23 protein-coding genes, 1 tRNA gene and 1 riboswitch are annotated in these 25,510 nt (G+C 70.3%); of the genes, 17 read left to right on the forward strand and 7 right to left on the reverse strand.

The genetic code is table 11. The features are described from left to right. Nucleotides 1-2: 2 nt before the first annotated feature. From ACFXJ5_RS30030 to ACFXJ5_RS30040, 3 genes are read right to left on the reverse strand one after another with little or no spacing between them, the layout of a single operon-like run. Complete coding sequence (locus tag ACFXJ5_RS30030) at nucleotides 3-2,162, reverse strand: hypothetical protein (RefSeq protein WP_384637790.1); 2,160 nt, start codon at nucleotides 2,160-2,162, stop codon at nucleotides 3-5. Then, nucleotides 2,159-3,967: a hypothetical protein gene (locus ACFXJ5_RS30035; protein WP_384637792.1), complete on the reverse strand. Its 1,809-nt coding sequence runs from the start codon at nucleotides 3,965-3,967 to the stop codon at nucleotides 2,159-2,161. The genes ACFXJ5_RS30030 and ACFXJ5_RS30035 overlap by 4 nt, the downstream gene beginning before the upstream one ends. Beyond that, nucleotides 3,964-5,457 (reverse strand): tyrosine-type recombinase/integrase, encoded by a 1,494-nt coding sequence (locus ACFXJ5_RS30040; protein WP_384637795.1) that lies wholly within the window; start codon nucleotides 5,455-5,457, stop codon nucleotides 3,964-3,966. The genes ACFXJ5_RS30035 and ACFXJ5_RS30040 overlap by 4 nt, the downstream gene beginning before the upstream one ends. A gap of 44 nt (nucleotides 5,458-5,501) precedes the next feature. Here ACFXJ5_RS30040 and ACFXJ5_RS30045 point away from each other — a divergent pair, with 44 nt between their 5' ends. From ACFXJ5_RS30045 to ACFXJ5_RS30110, 14 genes are all read left to right on the forward strand, one after another. Further along, entirely contained in the window at nucleotides 5,502-5,939 is a 438-nt protein-coding gene (locus ACFXJ5_RS30045) for an excalibur calcium-binding domain-containing protein (protein WP_384637798.1), read from the forward strand. Nucleotides 5,940-6,058: 119 nt separating this feature from the next. Continuing rightward, the gene (locus tag ACFXJ5_RS30050; RefSeq protein ID WP_384637801.1) at nucleotides 6,059-6,697 is read left to right on the forward strand and encodes a SurA N-terminal domain-containing protein; all 639 of its coding nucleotides are present in this window, start codon (nucleotides 6,059-6,061) and stop codon (nucleotides 6,695-6,697) included. A 17-nt stretch (nucleotides 6,698-6,714) separates the two neighbouring features. Continuing rightward, a complete protein-coding gene (locus tag ACFXJ5_RS30055) occupies nucleotides 6,715-7,701 on the forward strand; it encodes a nucleoside triphosphate pyrophosphohydrolase (protein ID WP_384637803.1) in 987 nt (328 codons plus the stop codon). Between the two features lie 59 nt (nucleotides 7,702-7,760). After that, nucleotides 7,761-8,120, forward strand: a complete 360-nt coding sequence (locus ACFXJ5_RS30060; RefSeq protein WP_384637805.1) for a DUF6479 family protein — start codon at nucleotides 7,761-7,763, stop codon at nucleotides 8,118-8,120. A gap of 9 nt (nucleotides 8,121-8,129) precedes the next feature. Next, a complete protein-coding gene (locus ACFXJ5_RS30065; RefSeq protein ID WP_384637807.1) occupies nucleotides 8,130-8,819 on the forward strand; it encodes an endonuclease V in 690 nt (229 codons plus the stop codon). A gap of 17 nt (nucleotides 8,820-8,836) precedes the next feature. Continuing rightward, the gene (locus ACFXJ5_RS30070; protein WP_384637810.1) at nucleotides 8,837-10,081 is read left to right on the forward strand and encodes a cytochrome P450; all 1,245 of its coding nucleotides are present in this window, start codon (nucleotides 8,837-8,839) and stop codon (nucleotides 10,079-10,081) included. A 147-nt stretch (nucleotides 10,082-10,228) separates the two neighbouring features. Next, nucleotides 10,229-11,116, forward strand: a complete 888-nt coding sequence (locus ACFXJ5_RS30075; RefSeq protein ID WP_384637813.1) for a transglycosylase family protein — start codon at nucleotides 10,229-10,231, stop codon at nucleotides 11,114-11,116. Nucleotides 11,117-11,348: 232 nt separating this feature from the next. Next, nucleotides 11,349-11,524, forward strand: a riboswitch (cyclic di-AMP (ydaO/yuaA leader). Nucleotides 11,525-11,529: 5 nt separating this feature from the next. After that, a complete protein-coding gene (locus ACFXJ5_RS30080; protein ID WP_384637816.1) occupies nucleotides 11,530-11,874 on the forward strand; it encodes a transglycosylase family protein in 345 nt (114 codons plus the stop codon). 123 nt (nucleotides 11,875-11,997) lie between these two features. Then, a complete protein-coding gene (eno, locus tag ACFXJ5_RS30085) occupies nucleotides 11,998-13,278 on the forward strand; it encodes a phosphopyruvate hydratase (RefSeq protein WP_127359860.1) in 1,281 nt (426 codons plus the stop codon). Between the two features lie 267 nt (nucleotides 13,279-13,545). Then, nucleotides 13,546-14,049 (forward strand): septum formation initiator family protein, encoded by a 504-nt coding sequence (locus ACFXJ5_RS30090; RefSeq protein ID WP_384637819.1) that lies wholly within the window; start codon nucleotides 13,546-13,548, stop codon nucleotides 14,047-14,049. A gap of 25 nt (nucleotides 14,050-14,074) precedes the next feature. Further along, complete coding sequence (locus ACFXJ5_RS30095; RefSeq protein ID WP_384637822.1) at nucleotides 14,075-14,704, forward strand: DUF501 domain-containing protein; 630 nt, start codon at nucleotides 14,075-14,077, stop codon at nucleotides 14,702-14,704. Continuing rightward, on the forward strand, nucleotides 14,701-15,642 hold the full coding sequence (locus ACFXJ5_RS30100; protein WP_384637824.1) for a Ppx/GppA phosphatase family protein: 942 nt from the start codon (nucleotides 14,701-14,703) through the stop codon (nucleotides 15,640-15,642). Before ACFXJ5_RS30095 ends, ACFXJ5_RS30100 begins: the two co-directional genes overlap by 4 nt. Before the next feature lie 333 nt (nucleotides 15,643-15,975). Further along, nucleotides 15,976-17,361, forward strand: coding sequence for an NAD(P)/FAD-dependent oxidoreductase (locus ACFXJ5_RS30105; RefSeq protein ID WP_384637827.1), 1,386 nt, complete (start codon nucleotides 15,976-15,978; stop codon nucleotides 17,359-17,361). A 150-nt stretch (nucleotides 17,362-17,511) separates the two neighbouring features. Then, nucleotides 17,512-18,807 (forward strand): class I SAM-dependent methyltransferase, encoded by a 1,296-nt coding sequence (locus tag ACFXJ5_RS30110; RefSeq protein WP_384637829.1) that lies wholly within the window; start codon nucleotides 17,512-17,514, stop codon nucleotides 18,805-18,807. Between the two features lie 51 nt (nucleotides 18,808-18,858). Here ACFXJ5_RS30110 and ACFXJ5_RS30115 read toward each other — a convergent pair whose 3' ends face one another. Then, entirely contained in the window at nucleotides 18,859-21,366 is a 2,508-nt protein-coding gene (locus ACFXJ5_RS30115) for an ABC transporter permease (RefSeq protein ID WP_384637832.1), read from the reverse strand. An 88-nt stretch (nucleotides 21,367-21,454) separates the two neighbouring features. Continuing rightward, entirely contained in the window at nucleotides 21,455-22,249 is a 795-nt protein-coding gene (locus ACFXJ5_RS30120; protein WP_384637835.1) for an ABC transporter ATP-binding protein, read from the reverse strand. Nucleotides 22,250-22,609: 360 nt separating this feature from the next. Between ACFXJ5_RS30120 and ACFXJ5_RS30125 the strand changes: the two genes are divergently transcribed. Together ACFXJ5_RS30125 and ACFXJ5_RS30130 are read left to right on the forward strand one after the other, a co-directional pair. Continuing rightward, nucleotides 22,610-22,692 (forward strand) — tRNA-Leu (locus tag ACFXJ5_RS30125). Nucleotides 22,693-22,850: 158 nt separating this feature from the next. Then, nucleotides 22,851-23,705: a Bax inhibitor-1/YccA family membrane protein gene (locus tag ACFXJ5_RS30130; protein WP_384637838.1), complete on the forward strand. Its 855-nt coding sequence runs from the start codon at nucleotides 22,851-22,853 to the stop codon at nucleotides 23,703-23,705. 106 nt (nucleotides 23,706-23,811) lie between these two features. On the opposite strand, the gene ACFXJ5_RS30135 is transcribed toward ACFXJ5_RS30130, so the two are convergent. Further along, complete coding sequence (locus tag ACFXJ5_RS30135) at nucleotides 23,812-24,042, reverse strand: DUF4287 domain-containing protein (RefSeq protein ID WP_127359867.1); 231 nt, start codon at nucleotides 24,040-24,042, stop codon at nucleotides 23,812-23,814. Between the two features lie 107 nt (nucleotides 24,043-24,149). On the opposite strand from ACFXJ5_RS30135, the gene ACFXJ5_RS30140 reads away from it, so the two are divergent. Next, on the forward strand, nucleotides 24,150-24,473 hold the full coding sequence (locus ACFXJ5_RS30140; RefSeq protein ID WP_384637840.1) for a hypothetical protein: 324 nt from the start codon (nucleotides 24,150-24,152) through the stop codon (nucleotides 24,471-24,473). A gap of 22 nt (nucleotides 24,474-24,495) precedes the next feature. Here the strand turns inward: ACFXJ5_RS30140 and ACFXJ5_RS30145 are convergent, their stop codons facing one another. After that, nucleotides 24,496-25,308, reverse strand: coding sequence for a hypothetical protein (locus ACFXJ5_RS30145; protein WP_384637896.1), 813 nt, complete (start codon nucleotides 25,306-25,308; stop codon nucleotides 24,496-24,498). Nucleotides 25,309-25,510 lie beyond the last annotated feature (202 nt).

Raw genomic sequence — 25,510 nt, forward strand, 5'->3', positions numbered from 1 at the left:
CGTCAGGTGTCCTCATGGTCGATCTCGGCGATCAGACGGGTGAGCGTGGCCAGGTGTTCGGCGATGGCGAGCTGCTGTAGCTGCGGGAGGCCCGTGGCCTCGCCGAGTTCGGCCCGGGCCATGTCGTGTGCTCGTTCCAGGCGGGGCAGGTGGACGGCGGAGCGGCGTGAGTTGGGGCAGTTCATGCACATGTCGAGCATGGGGACGGGGCGTCCCAGCGGCTTGGCTCGCTTGCGACACACAGCCGTCTCCGCCTGGTAGAAGCAGTCGTTCAGCACGCCGGGGTGCAGGGTCTTCGTCAAGTGGTGCAGCAGCGTTCTCAGCCGGGAGGGGCTGGCCACGACACCCGGCAGGTCTCCGAGCTCGCTGCGGATGCGGTCGAACTCGGCCTCGATGCGCCGGGCGGCACCGCCCGCTGAGGGGCCGCCGTCGTTCCAGTCGTGGTAGAGGTCCTCGACGTAATCCAGCTTGGCCACGGCCTCCTCGGCCGCGACCTCGTCGGCGAAGCCGGAGGCGGACGTTCCCGCGTACCCCTCGAACATGGTGATTGCCGCGTGCTTGTACTGGCGGGCGCCCGCGACCACGCCGAAGGGCTGGTGGGCGATATGCCAGGCGAGAGTCCGGCGGAACTGCCGGGTGTCGAAAGCCCAGGGGAGAGCAGTGGCCTCTGCCACCGCGGCCTCTTCCTCCGTGTCATTCGGAGCCGCGTCGTCGGTGACCGGGTTGGCATCGGGCGGCGGGGCTGCCGTGATCGTGGGTACGTAGAGCCCGGCCGGTGTGCTGAACAGCTCGTTGAGATGGTCCCGGAAAGCCCGAATGCGGCGTGGCATGTTGCTGAGCAGCACGTACCCGTTGCGCCCGCCGCCGTCGTAGCCGAAGAGGTGGCCGGGGTCGTCGTTGATCTTGTGGAGTACGGCAACGGCCTGGTGGACGACATCCAGCACGACCCATTCGGCTTCCTCCCCGCTGAGTTCGCGCCCTTTGCCCTTGTAGACCCGGCCCCGGAGCTTGTACCGGGTCCGTCCGTCGGCTCCGCGCTCAGTGAGGGCGCAGTCGCGGCCCAGCTCACGCACCTCCACGTCCCGCATCCCCGACAAGTAGGCGATGACGAGCCAGCAGGCCGTGCGCAAGAAGGACAGCTCGTTGGCCAGAGTGAAGGGGCTGAGCCTCGGTCGCCAGGGGCCGCCCGAGCCGGGCCATGGCGACATCGGTGTGTCGAGCCCACCCTCCTCGTAGCCGATCTCCTTCCCGGCCTCGACCACGAGCGCAAGCACTTGTGACGTCTTGGCGACACCGGCGAGGAGGGAGACGAGGCTGTGGTTGGGCACCTGTGGCACGCCGTCGACGACGACGGCGCCGGGTACGGTGTGGGCCGTCCCGAGCGGTACTGCGGGGATGCCCCGCCCGGCCTCGCGCCGTTCTGTGATGAAGGACAGCACACGTTCCCGCGCCTGGCCCTGCACCAGACAGCGGTTGTCGCGTGCCGCTTCGAGCGCGTCGATCTCCTTCTGGGTGGCGAGAATGTCCCCGCTCGCCGTCTCGACGTAGAAGATTGCCGCTCGCAGCAGGGGAGCGAGGACCTCCTCGGGGATGCGGGGCGTGGTGTTCTCGCCTCTTACGCGCTGGAGTCCGACGACACCGTAGGCGCTCCGGCCGTTCCACGGCAGGACGCCCAGCCTGTCCTTGGACAGGAACGGTCCGTGGGCCGACAAGTGCTTCAGGAAGGTCACGTTGCGAACCGCGGTGTGTGGGCTGCTCTTCCACCTCTTCAGTGCGGCGTCCAGGTGGGGGTGTTCCACGTCGGGTAGCCGTGGGGCGCCCACTGCCTGCAGATCGTCCATGACGACGATGAACGTGCGCAGCTCGGTGGCTGCCGTCGTTGCCTTGAGCGGCCCCAGGCCCAGCGACCCCCGGCTCAGGCGGGAGGCGATGTACTCCTTCGCCGCGCGTCGCGTCACAGGGTCGGCGATCTGCGTGAAGTCGAGCCGCCACGTCCGCCAGGTGCGGGGTAGTACGCACCGTAGGTCCCAGACGTCCTCGGCCAGGCGCGGGCCACGGCTCGGCAGCCCGACCATGAGGCGCTTGGGGAGCACGAACTCCGCGGAGTCCTGAGACGGTGTCAGGTCCTGCTGCTCCGACCTCGGGTGGGGTACGGCAGTCACGAGATGACCTCCAGAAAGGACGAAGGCAGGAGCAGGCGATCACCATCGGCCTCGGCGATGGCCTGGGCCGTGGCGAGTTGTCGCGTACTGAAGCGGGCACGGACACCGTGGACGATGCGATCCCATGCGAGACCGAACCGTGCGTCCCACTCGGCGGTGGGGTATTCCTCGCGCTGCCGTTCCAGGAAGTCCAGGAAGGACAGCAGACTCGGCAGGTGACGGCTGGTGAACACCGCGTTCGGGCACTCCAGACAGCCCCAGGCCGGGACCGGGCAGGCGGCTCCCGGCTTGCGGGCGAACGGGGAGGCGAAGAAGTCGCGGCAGGAGGCAAGCCACACGTCCTGCTCACCGGAGAGTGCCGACTCGATCTCCTGCGCGCTCAGCGCGGGCTCACCGTCGTCGAGTCGACCGCCGGCGTCCGAGAGCACCACCGGCGGGGCCAGAGCCGCGCCGAGGGCCTGTTCAAGACCTGCCTCCACCGCCTGCTCGTGCGTCTCCTTGTGGGCATCGATATCCGCGTAGTGCTTCGCCGCGACCGGCCGGGTGTGACCGGATGCGAAGTCCTCCAGTACCCCGCCGGCCCGCAGGTACTGCCGGGACTTGACGGTCTTGCGTACTCGGCGCAGGTCAAGGGCGACGGGTTCGCCGTTGCTGTCGGTGAGGCGGTCGAGCCCCCGCCTGGACATCCACTCCCGCGTCGCGCCCGCCCATGGGGTCAGCCCGTCAAAGGGTGCGCGTGTTTGTCCGTGGCTGCTGACGTCGCACCAGAGCGCGTCGGTGCCGACCAGATCACGTGTCCTCTTCGTGAGACGCAACGCCAGCCGGATCACGCCGCCGGGGAAGCGCAGCGAGCCGCCGTCGGAGACCCTGATCGTCTTGTGCGTCGAGCCCGGGGCACGCTTCTTGACGTAGGTGACGCTGACGAAGCCGCGTGCCGGGCTGACCAGGCAGTCTGAGCGCAACTGCCGGAGGCTCTCGGGTTCCATACCCGTCTGGCAGGCCAGCAGGAGGAGGAAAGGCACCAGGTCCCGTGCAGTGAGGTGGAGACGGCTGTTGAGCTCCGGTCTGCCGCCCAAGGGGCGCAGAATCTTGTACGAGACGTCGTCGGCGGTCAACGGCCCGTGGTGGACGATGGTCCAGAGGACGTTCTCCACTCGGTCCCAGCCGTGCTGACGTGGGTCACGGCCGGTGGCTGCCAGCTTCTCGCCCTCCAGGATCCGGTCGCGGATGCGGGCGATGTCGTCCCGGGCGGCACTCTCCAGCGCGTCCAGCACCGGGAACGGATACGCGTCGAGCGGTTTCGTCGCCCGGTGGGCCGAGGCCGATGTGAATCCCAGCCGCGCATGAAAGGTGGCGTCGAAGGCGTCGGGGTGTGCCTTGTGCACCAGCTTCAGCAGCCGCACGAGGTACGTCATGGTGAGGTACGGCTCCTTGCTCCGCTCCCCGTACTGGATGATCAGCTGCTGTTCGAACGCGTCCAGGAGGTCGGGGGCCAGGTCACCGAGGCGCAGATCAGCGGCGGCCGCAGGTAATGCCGCGGCGGTGAACTCGACGAACTCACGGATGCGCCTGACGACGTAGCGGACGCCGTTGCGGTCACGCATGGTGCCAGGGCTGCTGATGACATCGGCGAGGGCACCGGCCAGGGCGCGGGTGAGACGCGGACATGGAAGCTCCGACAGATCGATGTGCTCGGGAGTTCCGTCCAGATCCACGGCGAATACCACGGGGCCGATCGACGGTACGGGGTCCGCCGGGGCAGGGGCGCTGACCTCGGCGGGGAAGCGGACGCGGCGCGGGCTCACCGGGACTCCTCTTTTTCCGGGCGGACCTGTTCGAAGGCGGCGGCCTGTTCGTCCCAGTCGTCGAGAGCCGCAAGGACGATCTCCTGGGCCTCGTCCAGCACGTCCAGGTAGGTGTAGACCGTCGCCTCGTGACGGTGGCCGAGCAGCAACTGGAGCCTGCGCAGGGGGTTGCCGATGAGCAGGCGCTTCACCTCGGCGTGCGTGAACCGCCGGTCCTCCCGCATGCCGAGCGCCCGGACGGTCTGCCGCAGCAGAAGCCCCAGCATGTGGACGGCGAAGGAGTGCCGCAGGGTGTGCGGGTGGACATCGAAGTCAAGGCCGAGAGCTGAGCACCGCTCGTTCGCCCTCCGGAACACCGACTGCCAGGTGCTGGCGCGGAGCGGCAGCCCGTTCTCCCCCAGCCACAGCCACAAGGGTCCGCTCGCGCGGCCGTGGCTGTCGACCTGCAGGAGCCGTGCCCGGTCCGCCGCACCGATCCGCGAGTACGACCAACTGGTGCCGGATTCGAGCGCCAGGGCGTGCCGGTTCGCCCGGCGCACCGGAAGCCGACCCGTGCACGCCTGGTACACCCCCTCGGCGTGCCGCCGCTGGACGAGCTCGTCCCGCTCGATACCGACGTAGTGGTGCAGGTCGCGGGCGACCCGGGGGCGGACATACACCGTCCGTGCCCTGTTGCGCTTGGCCACGGCGGCCGAGACGGTGATGTCGCCGAGCACACGTCTTCCGGTGACCGGCGGCAGTTCCGCCGTCAGCAGGCTCGTGGCTTCGCCCAGGCGCATGCCGGTGCAGATCAGCAAGTCGGCGAAGAGGGCGTTGCGTTCGCCGTTGCGGCCCCGCCAGGCCGGATCGGGGGAGCCGTCCGGTAGCAGCCCTCGCAGGCCGATGTCCCGCCAGAGCATGAAGTCCTCGTGCGACAGGAACCCGATCGGCTGCCGGGGCACCTCGGGCTCGGCGGCGGCGTTGACCCGTACCTGCTTCGGCCCTTGCGGCGACACCACGGTCTTGTCGACGTACCGGAACGGCTCCGCAGTCAGCAGATCCTCGTACAGCGACCACTTCACCCACTTGTCGAGCGCGGCGACGGAGCGGTTCCACGTCGCTACCGAGACCTTGCCCGGGCCGTTGCCATGCAGTCGCACGGCCTTGTACGCGCGCAGGTCGGAGCCGTCCGTGTCCCAGATGAGCTTCCCGTCCCGGGACTCGTGGAGGAAACGGCAATAGAGCATCACGTCGGTGCTGTAGGCGATCCGGCTGTTCGCCGACCGCACTCCCCAGTTCTCCAGGTCGCGCAGGAAACGGTTGAGGTGGAGGTCGTAAGTGCCGTCGGGGCCGAGGATGAAGGGTCTGCGGTCGTCGGCCCCGACGCGCCGCAGCACTGCCTCGGCGGCGAAGGGGAGGTCATCTGCTGCGGAGGGTCCGGCTGTGGTCCTGTGTAGCAGCACTGTCGCTTCCGTACCGGCGCCGGCCTCGCCCGATCCCGTCGTGCTCAAGTCGCCCTCCCCGTGTGAGACAAGCTGTACGCGCACATAACGGGATGGGTGGTGAGACAGTTACGGGTGCCGACATAAACGACCCGCTGAATCTCCTCGCCGTCGACTACTCCTCCAACCGCATCAAGGGTGACGCGGACGCCGCGACCTGGCTGCCGCCCAACAAGAGCTTCCGGTGCGCGTACGTGGCGCGGCAGGCGGCGGTGAAGAAGAAGTACGGCGTGTGGGTCACCCAGGCCGAGCAGACCACGATGCGCACGGTGCTCAACACCTGCCCCGGCGAGAAGCTCCCGGACTCCGGCAAGCCGGTCGCCTCCGGTGCTCCCGTCACGGACCCGTCCTCCTCGGCCCCGGCGGAGACCACGCACTACGCGAACTGCGACGCCGTACGGAAGGCGGGCGCGGCCCCGCTCCACAAGGGGGACCCGGGCTACTCGCGATCGCTGGACCGGGACGGCGACGGAGTGGCCTGCGCCGGCTGACCGACACCTGTCGGTGCGGTTCTCGTTTGTACGAGTGCTGGATATAGCGGTGCCTGAGTCAATATCCTCGATCATCGCCAGGTCGTGCACCGTCGCTCGATCCCTTGCCGGGAGGCAAAATGCTCCGCCGCAGGACTGCGCTCTCCTTCGCCGCCGCCGCCGTGCTCGTCGCGACACCACTGCTGACCTCGTGCGGGACCCCGCGCCCAGGGGCTGCGGCGGTGGTCGGCGGACAGCGGATCACGGTCGCGGCGGTACAGACGAGGGTCGACGCGGTGCGCGCCGCGCAGGAGAAGTCACCGCAGGCGGCGCAGCTCATCGAGGCGAGCAGCAATCTGCAGAGCACCACGGTGCACACCCTCGTCGAGGCCCGGGTCATCGACCGGGCCGCCAAGGACGCCGGGGTGTCCGTCACCACGCACGAGGTGCAGCAGGCCAGGGCGGCCGCCGAGAAGCAGGCCGGCGGCAGCGCGAGCCTCGAGGCACAGGTGCTGCAGACGTACGCGATGGTGCCCGCCGACATCGACGACAGCATCCGCACCGACCTGACCTTGCAGAAGGTCGCCAAGCACTACGGCGCCGACATGCAGACGGCAGCCGGGCAGACCGAGGTGTTCAAGGTGCTGCAGCAGACCTCCGACAAGCTCGGTATCGACGTCAACCCGCGCTACGGCACCTGGGACTCCAAGAAGCTCACCCTCGACGCCACCAAGGACCCCTGGCTGACCCAGGTGACCGCGACTTCGGCGAGTGCGTAGGGAGGTAGTTTCGTCGGGTGGACTCGAACTCGACGAATGACGACGCCGGCAACGCGCCGGGGCGCCTCCTGCTGCTCACCACCACCCACCGGGTGGCGCCCGGCCTGCTCTCCTGGCCTGCCTGGGAGGCCCTGCGCGGCGCGGACCAGGTGGTCTGCCCCGACGTGGACCACCCGCTGCTGCCGTATCTGCGGGAGGCAGGCGTCACCGTCGAGCACCTCTCGCCCAGCGGGCGCGAACTCGTCGAGCTCACCGCAGGCGGCCGCACCGTCGTGTACATCGCCGGCGGCGAGGGCGACCCCGCCCTCACCGACGAGCTGGCCCGGCTCGGCGGCTCCGGGCGCGTCGCCATGCCCGACCTCGAGCTGCTGCCCGGTTCCTACGACCTGCCGGGCGCGCGGCTGCTCGACCTGGTGCAGGTCATGGACCGGATCCGGCGCGAGTGCCCGTGGAGCAGCGTGCAGACCAGCGAGGAGCTGGCGAAGTACGGGGTCGAGGAGGTCTACGAACTCGTCGAGGCGATCGAGGAGGGGGACCAGGAGGCGCTGCGGGAAGAGCTGGGGGATGTGCTGCTCCAGGTGGTCTTCCACGCGCGGATCGCACAGGACGACGCCGAGGAGCCCTTCTCCATCGACGACGTCGCCGGGACGATCGTGGACAAGCTCATCCACCGCCATCCGCACGTCTTCGGTGACGCCGTCGCCGAGACCCCCGAGGACGTCCAGGCCCACTGGCAGCGCACCAAGGCGATAGAGAAGCAGCGCGCCTCCGTGACCGAGGGCATCCCCCTCGGCCAGCCCGCCCTCTCCCTCGCCGCCAAGCTCTCCGGCCGTGCCCGGGCCGCCGGGCTCGACGTGCCGGTGCCCCCCGGCGCCGACTACGGCGAGCGGCTGCTCGCCCTCGCCGTGGCCGCCCAGGCCGCCGGCATCGACCCCGAATCCGCCCTGCGCTCGGCCGCCCGCCGCTACCGTGACGCGATCCGCGCCGCCGAGGGCGGCGCCTGACCGGACCGGGTGCTCGGACGGGTATGTTGCCGGGGCCCGGATAGGGGTACAAATAGGGCATGAGTGCTGTGGAACAGGTCCACCTGGCCATCACGCACGATTTCCTCGTCGGGATCGCGCCACTGGTGGTGGGAATTGTCCTCGTCGGGATTCTGGTCGGCGCCGTCTCGCTGGGCCTGTGGGCCCGGTCGAAGGAGCCACCCCCGGAGCAGAAGCCGCAGCCCCGCGCAGGGGCCTGGCAGAAGCGTGAGGAGCACGAGCAGGGTGCGCCGGCCGATCACGGGCCCGGGCATCAGGACGGGGAGCGGCATTCGCTCACCGAGACACGCGAGACGGACGAGTGGGTGCAGGACGGGACCCGTCGCCTGCCGCACTCGATGAAGGGCTTCGGAAACTGGGGTTCGCACACGGTGAAGTAGCCTCGCCGGATGCGCATCGAGGTACCTCACGCCTGGCCGCAGGACGAGGCCGGAGCGCTGGCCCTGCAGGACGAACTGCGTTCCCGGGCCGATCACGTCGGTCCGGGACCGCAGTCGCCGCGCCTGGTCGCGGGTCTGGACGTGGCCTACGCCGGCAGCGGTGGCGCGTCGGACGCGGTCGTGGCCGCCGTGGTGGTGATCGACGCGCGGACGCTGGCCCCGGTCGAGCAGGCGACCGCGGTGGGCCGGGCGTCCTTCCCGTACGTACCGGGGCTGTTCGCCTTCCGGGAACTGCCGGTGCTGATCGAGGCCCTGGAGCGGATCCGTACGACCCCCGACCTGCTGCTCTGCGACGGGCACGGCCTGGCACACCCGCGCCGCTTCGGGCTGGCCTGCCACCTCGGCGTGATCACCGGCATCGCGACGGCGGGCGTCGCGAAGACCCCCTTCGTCGGGACGTACGACCCCCACGACCTGGCCCCCGTGCGCGGCTCGTACGCGGCCCTCACCGACGGCGGCGAGACGGTCGGCCGCGCGCTGCGCACGCAGGACGGGGTGAAGCCGGTGTACGTGTCGACGGGGCACCGGATCGACCTGGACACGGCGTGCCGGCACATCCTGGCGCTGACGCCGAAGTACCGCCTGCCGGAGACGACCAGGCTCGCGGACCGGCTCAGCCGGGACGTGCCGGTGTCGTAGGGCCGTAGGGTCGTGGGGTGTCTGAGACCCCGACCCTGTTCACCTGGGAATTCGCGACCGATCCCTACCCGGCGTACGGATGGCTGCGCGAGCACTCGCCCGTGCACCGCACCACCCTCCCCAGCGGGGTCGAGGCATGGCTGGTCACGCGCTACGCGGACGCGCGGCAGGCCCTCGCGGACGCGCGGCTGAGCAAGAACCCGGTGCACCACAGCGAGCAGGCCCACCACAAGGGCAAGGTCGGGATCCCCGGCGAGCGCAGCGCCGACCTGATGACGCATCTGCTCAACATCGACCCGCCGGACCACACGCGGCTGCGCAGGCTGGTCTCGAAGGCCTTCACACCGCGCCGGGTGGCGGAGTTCGCGCCGCGCGTGCAGGAGCTCACCGACCGGCTCATCGACGGCTTCGCGAAGACCGGGGAGGCGGACCTCATCCATGAGTTCGCCTTCCCGCTGCCGATCTACGCGATCTGCGACCTGCTGGGCGTCCCGGCCGAGGATCAGGACGACTTCCGCGACTGGGCCGGGATGATGATCCGGCACGGCGGCGGACCACGCGGCGGAGTCGCCCGCGCGGTGAAGAAGATGCGGGCGTATCTGCTGGAGCTGATCCACCGAAAGCGGGAGAGCCTGGGGCAGGAAGGGGCGGACGACCTGATCTCCGGCCTCATCCGGGCGAGTGACCACGGCGAGCACCTCACCGAGAACGAGGCGGCCGCGATGGCCTTCATCCTCCTGTTCGCGGGCTTCGAGACGACCGTCAACCTCATCGGCAACGGTACGTACACGCTGCTGCGCCACCCCGAGCAGCGCGCCCAGCTCCAACAGGCCCTGGCCGACGGCGACACCGCGCTGCTCGCGACCGCCGTCGAGGAACTGCTGCGCTACGACGGCCCGGTGGAGCTGGCGACCTGGCGCTTCGCGACCGGCCCGCTGACCATCGGCGGCCAGGACATCGCGACGGGCGATCCGGTGCTCGTCGTACTGGCTGCCGCCGACCGCGATCCGGCCCGTTTCGAGCAGCCGGACACCCTCGACCTGACCCGCCGCGACAACCAGCACCTCGGTTACGGACACGGCATCCACTACTGCCTGGGCGCCCCGTTGGCCCGACTTGAGGCGCAGGCCGCGCTGGCCACGCTGCTGACCCGGCTGCCGGACCTGAGCCTGGCCGCCGAGCCGTCGGAGCTGCGCTGGCGGGGCGGGTTGATCATGCGCGGACTGCGGACTCTTCCGGTTTTTTTCACACCTGAGGGGTAGTTCGGGCTGAGCAGGGGCGATGCGGAATGTGACACTCCGTCAATCCCGTGATCTTCACGTGATCTCCAATACATCGACTTGTGATGCCATGGCCAACGCCGCTACGTTCTGCGATCGTCGCAATCTTCGTTTGAGAAAGGCGATCGCATGCTGACGTCCGGGAACGGCAGGCACCGCAAACCGCGCCAGGCGCCCACCGCAATGGTGGTCGTCGCGGCGACCGGGGCCGGGATCGCGCTCCCACTCTTCGCCGCGGGCGGCGCGCAGGCCGCCGACGTCAGCACCAACACCTGGAACGCGGTCGCGCTCTGCGAGAGCGGCGGCCTGTGGAGCGCCAACACCGGCAACGGCTTCTACGGCGGGCTGCAGATCACCCAGGAGACCTGGGACGAGTACGGCGGCCGGGACTACGCGAAACGCCCCGACCTGGCCAGCGAGAACGAGCAGATAACCGTGGCCGACGACATCCTCGGCGCCCTCGGCGTCGACGCGTGGCCGACCTGCGCCGACATCTCGGGCCTTACCTTCGCGGTCAACGGCACCGCCTCCGGTTCGGCGTCGAGCTCCACCTCCGCCTCCCCGACGGACGGGGCCACCGCCACCCCCACGGACGGGGCCACCACTCCGACCGACGGTGCCACGGACACCCCGACCGACTCCGCCTCCGGCTCCACCTCGAACACCGGCAGCGGCGACTCGACGAAGGCCACCGCATCGCCGGACCCGTCGTCCACCGAGGCCGCGGCCCCCACCCCCTCCGCCCCCTCCCGCAGCACGGGCCGGCACGCCAAGCCCGAGACAGCCCCCGCCACCGCGGAGGCCGCCTGGGGCAAGCTCACCCGCAGCGCGGCCAAGGCGGACGCCGACACCACCGGCCCGCAGCGCTACCGGGTGCGCGACGGCGACTCGCTCTGCGACATCGCCGCCGAGGAGCACGTGACCGGCGGATGGCGCGCCCTTTACGAGGCCAACAAGACCGTGATCGGTGACGATCCGGGAGTGATCCACCCCGGACAGTATCTGACGGTGGGGTAGCCGGTGTGACAAGCCTTACCCGGAGGTTTGGGTACGGAGTGTCCGTTCAGCCCTGATTCACCCGCTCTCACCTGGAATTATGTGAATTCCGATGGTCGGGATCGGCGCGTCGGTGGTGATCTTGGGGGGATTGCCCCTTAACCAGAGCTTTGCTTACGGTCGACATCGCTCGCCGCCGCGGGCCCCGCCGGTCAGGAACGCCGAATCCTGCCGCCGACCGACGGGAACAGTCGACGCGAAAGCGCCGTAGGCAGGAGCGGGGGACCCACAGGTTCGCCGCCGTACGGAAACGGATGGATCCGGCTCCGTACGGCTTGGGGTTAAGCGCTGCGCGCATGACGCGCAGCACCGGGCACTCACACGGCCCGAACCCGACAGCTGACCTCGCAGGCGTCGGTGAGGAACCAACTCAAATGATTCGTCGTGCCTCCAAGACGGTCCGCTACGCCCTGCTCGGCGCCGTCGCCACCACCGCTGTCGCCGTCCCGATGCTGACCGCCACCACCGCCTCCGCCGCCTCCACGTCCGCGTGGGACCGGGTCGCCGCCTGCGAGTCCACCAGCAACTGGCACATCAACACCGGCAACGGCTTCTACGGTGGCCTGCAGTTCACCAACTCCACCTGGAAGGCCTTCGGCGGCACCAAGTACGCCGCCCGCGCCGACCTGGCCACCAAGAACCAGCAGATAGCCATCGCCGAGAAGGTCCTGGCCAGCCAGGGCAAGGGCGCCTGGCCGGTCTGCGGCAAGAACCTCTGACACCGGCTGTTCACCCCACGGCTCCCCGGCCGGGCACGCACTTCCCCCCTGCGTGCCCGGCCGGGGCTTTTGGTGTCGGCTAGGCTCAGCACGAAAAAGAAGAGACATCCAAAGGAGACTCACGTGCCGTCCATCGACGTCGTCGTAGCCCGGGAAATCCTCGACTCGCGAGGTAACCCCACCGTCGAGGTCGAGGTCGGCCTCGACGACGGAAGCACCGGACGTGCCGCTGTTCCGTCCGGGGCCTCCACCGGAGCGTTCGAGGCCCTCGAACTCCGGGACGGCGACAAGAGCCGCTACCTCGGCAAGGGCGTGGAGAAGGCCGTTCTCGCCGTCATCGAGCAGATCGGCCCGGAGCTCGTCGGTTACGACGCCACCGAGCAGCGCCTGATCGACCAGGCGATGTTCGACCTCGACGCCACCCCGGACAAGTCCTCGCTCGGCGCCAACGCCATCCTCGGCGTCTCGCTGGCCGTGGCCCACGCCGCCTCCGAGGCCTCCGACCTCCCGCTGTTCAGGTACCTGGGGGGCCCGAACGCCCACGTGCTGCCGGTCCCGATGATGAACATCCTCAACGGCGGCTCGCACGCCGACTCCAACGTGGACATCCAGGAGTTCATGATCGCCCCGATCGGCGCGGAGTCCTTCTCCGAGGCCCTGCGCTGGGGCGCCGAGGTCTACCACACCCTCAAGGCGGTCCTGAAGGAGCGCGGCCTCTCCACGGGCCTCGGCGACGAGGGCGGCTTCGCCCCCAACCTCGACTCCAACCGCGCCGCCCTCGACCTCATCGTCGAGGCCATCAAGAAGGCCGGCTACCAGCCCGGCCAGGACATCGCGCTCGCGCTCGACGTCGCCGCGTCCGAGTTCTACAAGGACGGCTCGTACGAGTTCGAGGGCAAGGCCCTCTCCGCAGCCGAACTCACCGCGTACTACGCCGAGCTCGTCGACGCGTACCCGCTGGTCTCCATCGAGGACCCGCTGTTCGAGGACGACTGGGACGGCTGGAAGACCCTCACCGAGCAGCTCGGCGACAAGGTGCAGATCGTCGGCGACGACCTCTTCGTCACCAACCCCGAGCGCCTCCAGAAGGGCATCGACAACAACACCGCCAACGCCCTCCTGGTCAAGGTCAACCAGATCGGTTCCCTGACCGAGACCCTCGACGCCGTCGAGCTCGCCCAGCGCAGCGGCTACAAGTGCATGATGTCCCACCGCTCCGGCGAGACCGAGGACGTCACCATCGCCGACCTCGCCGTCGCCACCAACTGCGGCCAGATCAAGACGGGCGCCCCCGCGCGCTCCGAGCGCGTCGCCAAGTACAACCAGCTCCTGCGCATCGAGGAGATCCTCGACGACGCCGCGGTCTACGCAGGCCGCTCCGCGTTCCCCCGCTTCAAGGGCTGACAGCCGGCCCCGCCGGGTTGTGGGTAGGTCGTTCCGCCTGAGGCGAGCGAAGCGAGGTGGGGGTCCCCCCCGGCCGAAGGCCGGGGGAGGGCTGGCACAACCCGGCCACGGGCCTGCACTCGACGGCGAAACCCCATGGGGTCCAGGGGCAGAGCCCCTGGTTTCGGGAAGGGGCGGGGTGGGGGAAGACCCCCGGGCCCCCGGCCCGCGTAGGGTGACCGAAGGCCAAGCCGCCGACCCAAACGCGAACCCCCACCGGAGGTGCCCGTGCCGGACCGCTTCTCCACCGCGACGCGGATCCGCGCCCTGGGCGCGCAGGCGCAGGCCCGCGTGTACCGGGCGACGGGCAGAGGCCCGAGCGCGCCGCGCCGGAACCGGCTGACCGGCCGGGCGGCGCTGCTGGCGCTCGTGGTGTGCGCGCTGGTGGTCGCCCTGGCGTACCCCATGAGGCAGTACATCGCGCAGCGCAGCGCCATCGCGGACCAGCGCCGCCAGGCGCAGGACGCGCGCAAGCGGGTGGAGCAGCTCCGGGAGCAGAAGGCGCGCTGGCAGGACCCGGCGTACGTACGGAGCCAGGCGCGGGAGCGGCTGAACTACGTCCTGCCCGGTGAGACGGGATATACCGTGGTGACCCCGGGTGCCACCGCGCAGAACAGCGCCGACCGGCACGACGCGAACGAGGCCGCCGGCCTCAGGCCCTGGTACGCGAACCTCTGGGACGGCGTGGACCACGCCGACGGCTCCGCCCCCGCCCACGCAGCAAGCAACTAACGAACGGCACGAGAAGACACCCCGCATGGAAACGCCCCCACCCGCCACTCCGCACACCCCGCCCACCGACGAGGACATCGCCGCCTTCAAGGAGCAGCTGGGCCGCCCCCCGCGCGGCCTGCGGGCCATCGCGCACCGGTGCCCGTGCGGCAATCCGGACGTCGTGGAGACCCAGCCGCGCCTTGAGGACGGCACGCCGTTCCCGACCCTCTACTACCTGACCTGCCCGCGCGCCGCCTCCGCGATCGGCACCCTCGAGGCGGACGGCGTCATGAAGGAGATGACGGCCCGCCTCGCCGAGGACCCGGAGCTGGCGGCCGCGTACCGGGGGGCCCACGAGGACTACCTCCGGCGCCGTGACGCCATCGAGGTCCTGGAGGGCTTCCCGAGCGCCGGCGGCATGCCGGACCGCGTGAAGTGCCTGCACGTCCTGGTCGGCCACTCCCTCGCGGCCGGCCCCGGGGTGAACCCGCTGGGCGACGAGGCCATCGCGATGCTGCCGGAGTGGTGGAAGAAGGGCCCGTGCGTGACGCCGTGCGGCGCGCCGGACCCGGCGGACGGCTGGGAAGTGCACAGCACGGGCGAGGGCGCCGATCGAGGCCACTTCGCCTTCAGGCCGATCGCATCCGAAGGATCCGAAGGAGACGCCGAGTGACCCGGGTCGCGGCCATCGACTGCGGTACGAACTCCATCCGCCTGCTCGTCGCGGACGCGGACCCCGCCACCGGCGAGCTCAAGGACCTGGACCGCCGGATGAAGATCGTCCGGCTCGGCCAGGACGTGGACCGTACGGGCCGGCTCGCGCCCGAGGCGCTGGAGCGCACCTTCGCCGCCTGCCGTGAGTATGCCGCCGCGATCGAGGAGCTGGGCGCGGAGCGCGTCCGTTTCGTGGCCACGTCCGCCTCCCGCGACGCCTCCAACCGCGAGGACTTCGTACGCGGCGTCGTCGGCATCCTGGGCGTGGAGCCCGAGGTGATCACCGGCGCGCAGGAGGCGGAGTTCTCCTTCACCGGGGCGACCAAGGAGCTGACCGGACGGGACGACCTGGCGAAGCCCTACCTCGTGGTGGACATCGGCGGCGGCTCGACCGAGTTCGTGGTGGGCGACGACACCGTCACCGCCGCCCGCTCGGTCGACATCGGCTGCGTACGGATGACGGAGCGGCACCTCGTGCGCGAGGGGAAGGTCCTCGACCCGCCGACCCTCGGCGCGATCACCGCCATAAAGGCCGACATCGAGGCCGCCCTGGATCTGGCCGAGGAGACGGTGCCGCTGAGGCAGGCTCGTACGCTCGTCGGACTGGCGGGGTCCGTGACGACGGTGGCCGCGATCGCGCTGGGCCTGCGCGCGTACGACTCGACGGCGATCCACCACTCCAGGATCGGCGTGGAGCGGGTCCGGGAGATCACCGGGCAGCTGCTGGCGGCCACGCACGCGGAGCGCGCGGCGATCCCGGTGATGCACCCCGGACGGGTGGACGTCATCGGTGCGGGGGCCCTGATCCTGCTCGAGATCATGGAGCGGACGGGGGCCGGAGAAGTGGTGGTCAGCGAGCACGACATCCTCGACGGCATCGCCTGGAGCCTCGCCTGACGGCACCCGCGGCGGCACGCCCGAGATTGTTTGTGAAACTCTTCACATGAAGTTCCGGCCCCACGGCCCAGTTTGCGAAGGCCGAGGGGTCCGACAGCCCTCAAAACCCCTTGCGGGACTGTGTTTCCGCCATATTGCGTGATCCCTCGCCGCCCCGGCCCCCGCGACGATCTCCGCACTTCAAAGGGGTCGATCACCGCGTGCGCCATACACCAGGTCGACCCGCCGCGCTGTGGCCTTGATCACGAAGCGGCGCAGTGTAGCAGAAGGGTCGGGAGAGCTTGTGAAGGGGCTCACGAGCCACCCCCTAGCACGTGGTGAATACTCGAAGCCATGAGCACCACGGAGCGTCCCAGGATCCTCGTAGTAGGCGGTGGGTACGTCGGCCTGTACGCGGCCCGGCGCATCCTGAAGAAGATGCGCTACGGCGAGGCGACCGTCACCGTCGTCGACCCGCGTTCGTACATGACGTACCAGCCCTTCCTGCCGGAGGCCGCGGCCGGCAACATCTCCCCCCGCCATGTCGTGGTGCCGCTTCGCCGCGTGCTCCCCAAGGCGGAGGTCCTCACCGGCCGGGTCACCACCATCGACCAGGACCGCAAGGTCGCCGTCGTCGAGCCGCTCGTGGGCGAGTCCTACGAGCTGCCCTTCGACTACCTGATCATCGCGCTCGGCGCGGTCTCCCGCACCTTCCCGATCCCCGGCCTGGCCGAGAACGGCATCGGCATGAAGGGCGTCGAGGAGGCCATCGGCCTGCGCAACCACGTCCTCGAGCAGCTCGACAAGGCCGAGTCCACGACCGACGAGGACGTCCGCCGCAGGGCGCTCACCTTCGTCTTCGTCGGCGGCGGCTTCGCCGGCGCGGAGACCATCGGCGAGGTCGAGGACCTGGCGCGCGACGCCGCCAAGTACTACCCGAACGTCAAGCGCGAGGACATGCGTTTCATCCTCGTCGACGCCGCGGACAAGATCCTCCCCGAGGTCGGCCCGGAGCTCGGCGCATGGGGCCTTGAGCACCTGCGCGAGCGCGGCATCGAGGTCTACCTCAGCACGTCCATGAAGTCCTGCGTCGACAAGCACGTGGTGCTCGCCAACGGGCTCGAGGTCGACGCCTCCACCATCGTCTGGACCGCGGGCGTCAAGCCGAACCCGGCGCTCGCCAACTTCGGCCTCCCGCTCGGCCCGCGCGGCCACGTCGACACCGCCACGACCCTCCAGGTCCAGGGCACCGACTACATCTGGTCGGCCGGCGACAACGCCCAGGTCCCCGACCTCGCCGCCGGTGAGGGCGCCTGGTGCCCGCCCAACGCCCAGCACGCGCTGCGCCAGGCCAAGGTCCTCGGCGACAACGTCATCTCGGGCATGCGCGGCTTCCCGCAGGCCGAGTACAAGCACGCCAACAAGGGTGCGGTCGCCGGTCTCGGCCTCCACAAGGGCGTCGCGCTGCTGCGCTTCGGCAAGGTCAAGCTGAAGTTCAAGGGCCGCCTCGCCTGGTACTTCCACCGTGGCTACCACGGCATGGCCGTCCCGACCTTCAACCGCAAGTTCCGGGTCCTGGCGGACTGGACCCTCGCCGCGTTCCTCAAGCGCGAGGTCGTCTCCCTCGGCGCCATGGAGCACCCCCGCGAGGAGTTCTACGAGGCCGCCAAGCCGGCCACGGTCCAGGTCGCCAAGCCGGTTCCGGCCCCGGCCAAGGCCGAGGAGAAGGCCAAGGCCTGACCCGTACGAGGTACGTAAGCCGAAGGGCGCCCGCCATCCGTGGTGCGGGCGCCCTTCGGCATTCGTGCATCCAGGGGGATTACCTCCGTAGCGTGCAGATGTTTACGTGCTGAGAGGAACCGTGAACCTGTCACGACGGAGGTGCCCGACATGACCGACGCGGCCGGACGGCTGACCGCACTCGCCGAGCAAGCGCTCGGCACCCCCTTCCCCCTGCGCGTGCGCGCGTGGGACGGCAGCCAGTCGGGCCCGCCGGACGCCCCGGCCCTGGTCCTGCGGAACCGCCGGGCACTGCGCCGACTGCTCTGGAGGCCCAGCGAACTGGGCATGGCCCGCGCCTGGGTGGCCGGCGACCTGGACGTCGAGGGCGACCTCTACGAGGCCCTGGACCGGCTCGCCGGTTTCCTCTGGGAGCGCGACGACGCGACGCGCGGCATCACCGACGTGCTCCGCGACCCGGCGACGTACCGCCTGGGCCGCGAGGCGCTGGCGCTCGCCGGCCCCGGACTGCCCCCGCCGCCCCCGCCGGAGGAGGTCCGGCGGCGCAGCGGCATGCTGCACAGCCCCCGCCGGGACCGCCAGGCGATCAGCCACCACTACGACGTCGGCAACAACTTCTACGAGCTCGTCCTCGGCCCGTCCATGGTCTACTCCTGCGCCTACTGGGAGACCCCGGACGCCACCCTGGAGGACGCCCAGACCGCCAAACTCGACCTCATCTGTCGCAAGCTCGGCCTCCAGCCCGGCCAGCGGCTGCTGGACGTCGGGTGCGGCTGGGGCTCCATGGTCCTGCACGCCGCCGAGCACTACGGCGTCCGCGCCACCGGCATCACCCTGTCCACGGAGCAGGCCGCCTACGCCCGCAAACGCGTCGCCGAGGCCGGCCTCACCGACCGCGTCGACATCCGCGTCCAGGACTACCGCGCCGTCCCCGACGGCCCGTACGACGCGATCTCCTCCATCGGCATGGCCGAACACGTCGGCCGCGACCGCTACCGCGAATACGCGGCCGTGCTGTACGGGCTGCTCCGGCCCGGCGGCCGGCTGCTCAACCACCAGATCGCGCGGCGCCCGGTGGCGGACGAGGAGAAGTACCACGTCGACGAGTTCATCGACCGCTATGTCTTCCCCGACGGCGAACTCGCCCAAGTCGGCTCCACCGTCTCCCGCCTGGAGGAGGCCGGCTTCGAGGTCCGCGACGTCGAGGCCATCCGCGAGCACTACGCCCGCACCCTCCGCCAGTGGGTCGCCAACCTCGAGACGCACTGGCGCGACGCCCTCCGCCTGACCAGCCCCGGCCGGGCCCGGGTCTGGCGCCTCTACATGGCCGCCTGCGCGCTGTCCTTCGAGCACAACCGCATCGGCGTCAACCAGGTCCTCGCCGTCCGCACGACGGCCTCCGGGGACTCCGGAATGCCGCGCACCCGCGCGGCGTGGCTGGGCTAGCCAAGCCACCTTCTGCCCCGCCCAGGAAGGGCGGGGCCGAAGGCGCCGACCCTACTCGGCCTTGATCGACCCGAGCATGTTGAGCCGCGCCGCCCGCCGGGCCGGCCAGAGCGCCGCCAGGACGCCCACCAGCGCGGCCAGCGCGAGGAAGAGCCCGATCCGGGTCCAGGGCAGGACCATCGCGTACGAATCGAGGCTGCCGGCGATGAGCTGTCCGGCCGCCCAGCCGAAGAAGACCCCGAGGCCGATCCCGAGCACCGCGCCGAACAGCGAGATGATCAGCGACTCCAGCCGCACCATCCGCTTGACCGCCGAGCGGTCCAGCCCGATGGCCCGCAGCATGCCGATCTCGTGCGAGCGCTCGAAGACCGACATCGCCAGCGTGTTGACCACGCCCAGCACCGCGACGAGGACGGCCATGGCGAGCAGTCCGTAGAGGATGTTCAGCAGCAGGCCGATGAAGGAGCTGATCTCCTGTGAGATGGCGGCCTTGTCCTGGACCTTCACCGCCGGGTTGTCGCCGAGCGCTTTCTCGATCGCGTCCTTGGTCGCCGTGCTCGGGCCGCCGGCGGTCTTCACCAGCACCTTCATGTCGGCGACCTTCTCCATGTGCGGAGCGAGGGTGGTCTCGTCGACGAGCACGCCGCTGAGCAGCTCGTTGCCGTGGTAGACGCCGCCGATGGTGAGCCGCGCCTTCTTGCCGTCGTCGTAGACGACAGGGACGGTCTCGCCGGTCTTCCAGCCCTCCTGCACGGCGGTGTCGGTGTCGACGACGACCGTACGGCCGCCGAGGGTGCCGAGCGAGCCGCTGGAGAAGTCGAGCTTGACCAGCTTGCCGATGCTGCCGGCGTCGACGCCGGTGAGGTAGGCGGTGTTGCCCCGGGAGCCCATCTCGGAGCTGGAGTTGCGCAGGCCGCTGCTCGCGGTGACCTGGTCCATCCGGCTCAGCTTCTTCTCCACGTCCGGCGAGAGGTCGCGGAAGTTGGCCATGCTGATCTGGTAGTCGGCCTTGAGGGAGTCCGTCGCCATCTTGTTGATCGCGGACTGCACCGAGGTGGCGATGACGGTCAGCCCGGTGATCAGCGTGAGCCCGATCATCAGGGCGGAGGCCGTCGCCGCCGTACGCCGCGGATTCCGTACGGAGTTCTGCCGGGCGAGCTTGCCCGTGATGCCGAACGGCCGCAACAGCGGGCCGGCGGCCGCGATGACGGGCCGGGAGAGCAGCGGCGTGAGGATGAAGACCCCGACGAGCAGCAGGGCCGCGCCGGCGCCCATCGGCGCGTTGCCGCCGTCCTTCATACCGGTGGCGGCCAGGACGAGCGCGATGCCGGCGGCGGAGACCACGGCACCGAGGGTGTTGCGTACCACCAGGCCCTTGGTGGTGGCCGGGGCGTGGACGCTGCTCATGGCGGCGACCGGCGGGATCTTCGCGGCGCGGCGCGCGGGCAGCCAGGCGGCGAGCATGGTCACGCCGACGCCGACCGCGAGGGCCGCGACCACCGTCATCGGCTGGACGACGAGCGCGCCGTCGGGCAGCGTCGCCCCGGTGGCGCCGAGCAGCGCGCGCATGCCGGCGGCGATGCCGATGCCGAGGGCCAGCCCGGAGACGCCGGCCACCAGGCCGACCAGCAGGGCCTCGATCAGCACGGACCGGGTCACCTGGCGGCGGCTGGCGCCGACCGCGCGCAGCAGCGCCAGCTCCTTGGTGCGCTGGGCGACCAGCATGGTGAAGGTGTTGGCGATGATGAAGATGCCGACGAAGAGCGCGATGCCGGCGAAGGCGAGCAGGGCGGTGTTGAAGCCGCTGAGGCTCGACGAGATCTGCTTGGCCTCGTCGTCGGCGAGCTTCTGGCCGGTGACCGTCTCGGCGCCCTTGGCGTACCGCGGAAGCATCGTGTCGACCTCGGCCTTGAGCGCGGACTGGCTGGTGCCGGCCGCCGCCTTGAGGTCGATCTCGCTGTACTGGCCGGGCTTGGCGAACAGCTTCTGCGCGGTGGCGGTGTCGAAGAGCACCAGGCTGCCGCCGGCCGCCACATTGCCGTCGTCGGTGGTGAAGATCCCGGTGACCGTCTGCTTCATCACCGGGCCGTCCACCGACATCCGTACGGTGTCGCCGACCTTGTACCCGGCGCGGTCCGCCGTCTTCCGGTCGAGGGCCACCTCGGAGGACGTACGCGGCGAGCGGCCTTCGGCCATGGGGTACTTGGCGGCCCCGACGTCGTTCGCGCCGGTGGTGGACCAGCCGCTGCCGATCAGCTTGCCCTTCTTGTCGGCGACGGCGGTGAATCCGGACACCGACCCGGTCGCCGACTGCGTGCCGGGGAGGCCGCGCAGGGCGGTGAGCAGCTTGTCGCCGAGGTAGGGGGAGTCGCTGCCGGGGGTGATGGCCACGGAGACGCTCCGGTGGCTCTTGGCGGAGCTCTTCTTGAAGGCGTCGCCGATGGTGTCGGTGAAGACCAGCGTGCCGGCGACGAAGGACACGCCGAGCATCACGGCGAGCACGGTCATCAGCAGTCGGGCCTTGTGCGCGAGCACATTGCGCAGGGCGGTGCGAAACATTTCCACGTCCTGGGTGGGGACCGGCGAGGCGCCGGCAGCGGGGCGGGGCAGGGGGCGGTTCCGGGCCGGGCTCGGCGGCGTAACCGCTTCAGCTCGTACGGCCCTTGGCGTCGAAGCCGGGGGCCTGGGGGGATCCCCCAGGAAGGCACCGCATGCGCTCCAGGACGCTCTCCGCCGTCGGGCCGTACAGCTCGTCGACGATGCGGCCGTCGGCGAGGAAGACGACGCGGTCCGCATAGGACGCGGCCACCGGGTCGTGGGTGACCATGACGACGGTCTGGCCCAGCTCACGTACGGAATTGCGCAGGAAACCGAGGATCTCGGCGCCGGAACGGGAGTCGAGGTTGCCGGTCGGCTCGTCGGCGAAGATGATCTCGGGCTGGCTCGCCAGCGCCCGGGCCACCGCGACGCGCTGCTGCTGGCCGCCGGACAGCTGGCCCGGCCGGTGCTTCAGCCGTCCCGCCAGGCCGACCGTCTCCACGATCCGGTCCAGCCACTCCTTGTCGGGCTTGCGGCCCGCGATGTCCATCGGCAGCGTGATGTTCTCGGCCGCGGTCAGCGTCGGCAGCAGGTTGAACGCCTGGAAGATGAAGCCGATCTTGTCCCGCCGCAGCTGCGTCAGCTGCTTGTCCTTCAGCGAGGACAGCTCGGTCCCGCCTATCCGCGCCGACCCCGCCGAGACGGTGTCCAGGCCCGCCATGCAGTGCATCAACGTGGACTTGCCGGAGCCCGACGGGCCCATGATCGCGGTGTACTCGGCGCTGCGGAACTCGACGGACACTCCGTCGAGGGCGACAACCCGGGTCTCGCCCTCGCCGTAGACCTTGCTCAGATCCGTCGCTCGGGCGGCAGCGGTGGTGGTGGGCGGGGCGGTGGTGGTCACGGCAGGGCGCTCCTGTCAGGGGCATGGGCGATCGGTCTTCCCACATCCTCCCGGCCGGGATCGCGCTCCGGATCAGCCTCTGCTGCTGTTCTCATGGCGTGCCCAAGACGTACGCAACCGCCTCGCCGTAGTCCCTGGGTATGACGCCGCCCCTGAGTCCCCCACAAGGGGGCAAGCGATTTCACGTCATATGCTGCGGGCCTTGTCCAGCCCCCGGACGGCCCCGGGCCTGTGCATTCCGGCCCTCCGATGGTGTAAGACGCTCCGTCAGTTACCCATAAAATCAGACAACATGGAGTCAACGCCCCCCTGCCCGCCCCGCCTTCCCGGATAGGCTCGTACTGCGCTCACGCGCCGCCTGCCCGGATGGTGGAATGCAGACACGGCGAGCTTAAACCTCGCTGCCCCTCGGGGGCGTGCCGGTTCAAGTCCGGCTCCGGGCACGCCTTCGCCTGGCGTCCCTTCCGACCGAGCCCGCCAATGTCGCCGGGCTTGGAACGGCGTCGGCTGGAAAGATCCTCCTCAAGGATTACGGCGTCTTCTTTGCCAAGCCATTACCCTTGCGAGGAAGCCGTAACGCGCGGCCATGGAGGAGTGAAGGATGAGGAGCAGCAACCCGGTCTTCTCGCGGCGGGGATTCACCCGCGGAGACGGCGGCTACGCAGGCTTCGGCGGGCAGCAGCAGCCCCAGGGCGGTAACCCGTACGCCGGCGGTAACCCCTACGCGGGCACGAACCCCTACAACAACGGCACGCCCGAGCAGCTGCAGGAGATGTACCAGGCCCCTCCGGCCGGGCCGCTGCAGACCGGGCGGATGACGATTGACGACGTCGTCATGCGGACAGCGATCACGCTGGGCACCGTGGCCGTCGGCGCGGTGGTCGGCTGGGTCGCGCTCGCGGGGAGCCTCGGGCTGGCGTTCGGCGCCGCCCTGATCGCCTTCGTCCTCGGCATGGTGCAGTCGTTCAAGCGGGAGCCGGTGCCGGCGCTGATCCTGGCGTACGCGGCCTTCGAGGGGATCTTCCTCGGGGTGATCAGCGAGGCGTACAACCAGCAGTGGTCGGGCGCTCCGCTCCAGGCCGTGCTGAGCACCATGGCGGTCTCGGGCGGCATGCTCGTGGCGTACCGGACCCGGCTGATCCGGGTGACCGCGCGCTATCAGCGGATCGGTATGGCGATCGCGATCGGCTTCGTGCTGTTGCTGGTCGTCAATCTGCTGCTGGCGGTCTTCGGTGTCGATCTGGGGATGCGCAGCGGTGGCCTCGGCATCATCGTCGCCATCGTGGGTGTGCTGCTCGGCGCGTTCTTCCTGTCGCTGGACTTCAAGCAGATCGAGGACGGCGTCACTTACGGCGCCCCGCAGCGGGAGTCCTGGCTGGCGGCCTTCGGCCTGACCCTCTCGCTGGTGTGGATCTACCTGGAGATGCTGCGGCTGATCTCGATCCTGCGGGACTGACGACCTGACGCACTGACGACGCATACGTCGATGGGCCCGGGAAGGCATCGCCTTCCCGGGCCCGTTTGTTCGTGTGGAGGGGGAGGGGGTACGGAGGGGGCGGGCGCTAGAGCAGCTTCCGCGCGGCCCGCCTCAAGTCGTATTCGTGGACGATCGCCTTCGCGTGTCCGTAGGACAGGTCGTGCTCGCTGCGGAGCCAGCTGACTTTCTCGTCGAAGCGGAGGAAGGCGGGGCCGTCGTCGACGGCGCGGAGCCATTCGCGGATTTCGCGGCCAGTGCAATGAGGGATGCGGGAGAGCAGGTTCCGGTGGGTCTCTTCGGAGAAGATCTGGGACATCGGCGCCTCCGGTATGCGTTCCGGTCACCCCACGGTGCCTGAGACGTCGGGTGTTGGCAACACTCTCAGACCGTCGGTTATGTGTACGCACGGGTAGGCTCGCGGTCGTGCTCGACTGTACGGAACTACGGAACGCCGCCGACCGGCTCGCCGGACGCTTCCGCTCGCTGCCGCAGAGCCGGCTGCGTGGCGGTGTCGCGCAGGAGGGCCTCGCGCTGGCCCGGGACCTCGCGGCTCAGGCGCAAAGGGTCGAATTCCCCGGCCGTGAGGTGCTGTTGATGCCCGACGAGGGAGTCTTCGTGATCGGCGACCAGATCGCCGTGGCCGGGCATGAGCTGGCCGCCGCGTTGGAGCGGCGGCCGGAGCTGGCGGAGGTGCGGGACGCCGCGGTAGCCCGGATCGAGCTCGCCGCGAAGCGTTGCGGCCTCTAGTGCCCCGGAAGGTTTTACCTTCCTACAGGGACGCGACCACGCGGTCCGCGAGGATGTAGACGCTCTCTTCGCCATAGGTGAAGGTGAGCGCGTACGCACCGGCGATGGCGGAGCCGCCGAGCAGAACCGGGGTCTCGCCCCGGTCGAGAGCGTCGGAGAGCTGCAGCGCGGTCTCGCGGTGGCCCGGGGTCATGCAGAGCGTGGTGCCGTCGGCGAAGACGTAGACGTCGAGGGTGCCCAGCGGGCCGGGGCGCACGTCGGCCAGGGGGATGCGGGCGTCGGCGAGGTCGGTGAGACGCTCGGCGGTCTGCTCCTGGTTGGCCACGACCGGCGACGGGATCGCGAAGTCCGCGTCCGATGGGTGCCGGAAGGGCGCCTCGGGCTCCAGGTCGGTGTCCAGCCCCGCCAGATCGGCCTGACGCGGCAGGAAGGGGCCGTACGGCAGGACCTCGTAGTCGGAGTGCTCGGCACCGGGCAGCGCGCCGGGCAGCGGGCCCAGCGGGCCGAGCGGCGGACCCAGCGGGCCCGCGCCGCCGAAGAGCGGGGCGTCGGCGGCCTCGCGGGCCTCCTGGGCGGCCCAGAAGGCGCGGGCCTCGGCGAGCTCGCGCTCGCGCTCGTCGGCCAGCGCGTCGGCGACGGCGGTACGTATCGCGTCGGTGTCGGCCGAAGGGGAGGCGGTACGAGCGGCCGGCACCTGGATCGCGGCGGCGGCACGGGCGGCCAGCAGGTCCTCGCGCAGTGCGGTGACGTCGCGGCGCAGGCCACGCGCGGCGAGCAGCGCGGCGGACCCCGCGGCCACGGCTGCTACCGCGACCGTAAGCGGAATGAGGATCATGGCGCTCACTGGCGTACTCCCGACTGTCTGTCCCGAGCCTGTCCTTAGTACTCGAATTGCTCGACGTACTCCACCACTGTGCACCGCGATCCTTGGCCTTTGCAGTGCGGAACGTCACCAAATGAGTGGGTCTTCGGTCCTAGCCCGAAAGGGTGATACTCCCCTGACCTGCGCAAATAGACCGCCCCCGGGACAAGGTCAC

Source organism: Streptomyces sp. NPDC059373 (genome assembly GCF_042751495.1).
GTDB lineage: Bacteria > Actinomycetota > Actinomycetes > Streptomycetales > Streptomycetaceae > Actinacidiphila.

What these genes read in the sequence shown, in the direction of transcription:
- ACFXJ5_RS30095 (WP_384637822.1), top strand. Translation starts at nt 14,075, where the DNA reads ATGGAAACGCCCCCACCCGCCACTCCGCACACCCCGCCCACCGACGAG.
- ACFXJ5_RS30065 (WP_384637807.1), top strand. Translation starts at nt 8,130, where the DNA reads ATGCGCATCGAGGTACCTCACGCCTGGCCGCAGGACGAGGCCGGAGCG.
- ACFXJ5_RS30145 (WP_384637896.1), bottom strand. Translation starts at nt 25,308, where the DNA reads ATGATCCTCATTCCGCTTACGGTCGCGGTAGCAGCCGTGGCCGCGGGG.
- ACFXJ5_RS30075 (WP_384637813.1), top strand. Translation starts at nt 10,229, where the DNA reads ATGCTGACGTCCGGGAACGGCAGGCACCGCAAACCGCGCCAGGCGCCC.
- ACFXJ5_RS30050 (WP_384637801.1), top strand. Translation starts at nt 6,059, where the DNA reads ATGCTCCGCCGCAGGACTGCGCTCTCCTTCGCCGCCGCCGCCGTGCTC.
- ACFXJ5_RS30060 (WP_384637805.1), top strand. Translation starts at nt 7,761, where the DNA reads ATGAGTGCTGTGGAACAGGTCCACCTGGCCATCACGCACGATTTCCTC.
- ACFXJ5_RS30115 (WP_384637832.1), bottom strand. Translation starts at nt 21,366, where the DNA reads ATGTTTCGCACCGCCCTGCGCAATGTGCTCGCGCACAAGGCCCGACTG.
- ACFXJ5_RS30105 (WP_384637827.1), top strand. Translation starts at nt 15,976, where the DNA reads ATGAGCACCACGGAGCGTCCCAGGATCCTCGTAGTAGGCGGTGGGTAC.
- ACFXJ5_RS30135 (WP_127359867.1), bottom strand. Translation starts at nt 24,042, where the DNA reads ATGTCCCAGATCTTCTCCGAAGAGACCCACCGGAACCTGCTCTCCCGC.
- ACFXJ5_RS30080 (WP_384637816.1), top strand. Translation starts at nt 11,530, where the DNA reads ATGATTCGTCGTGCCTCCAAGACGGTCCGCTACGCCCTGCTCGGCGCC.
- ACFXJ5_RS30045 (WP_384637798.1), top strand. Translation starts at nt 5,502, where the DNA reads ATGGGTGGTGAGACAGTTACGGGTGCCGACATAAACGACCCGCTGAAT.
- ACFXJ5_RS30110 (WP_384637829.1), top strand. Translation starts at nt 17,512, where the DNA reads ATGACCGACGCGGCCGGACGGCTGACCGCACTCGCCGAGCAAGCGCTC.
- ACFXJ5_RS30130 (WP_384637838.1), top strand. Translation starts at nt 22,851, where the DNA reads ATGAGGAGCAGCAACCCGGTCTTCTCGCGGCGGGGATTCACCCGCGGA.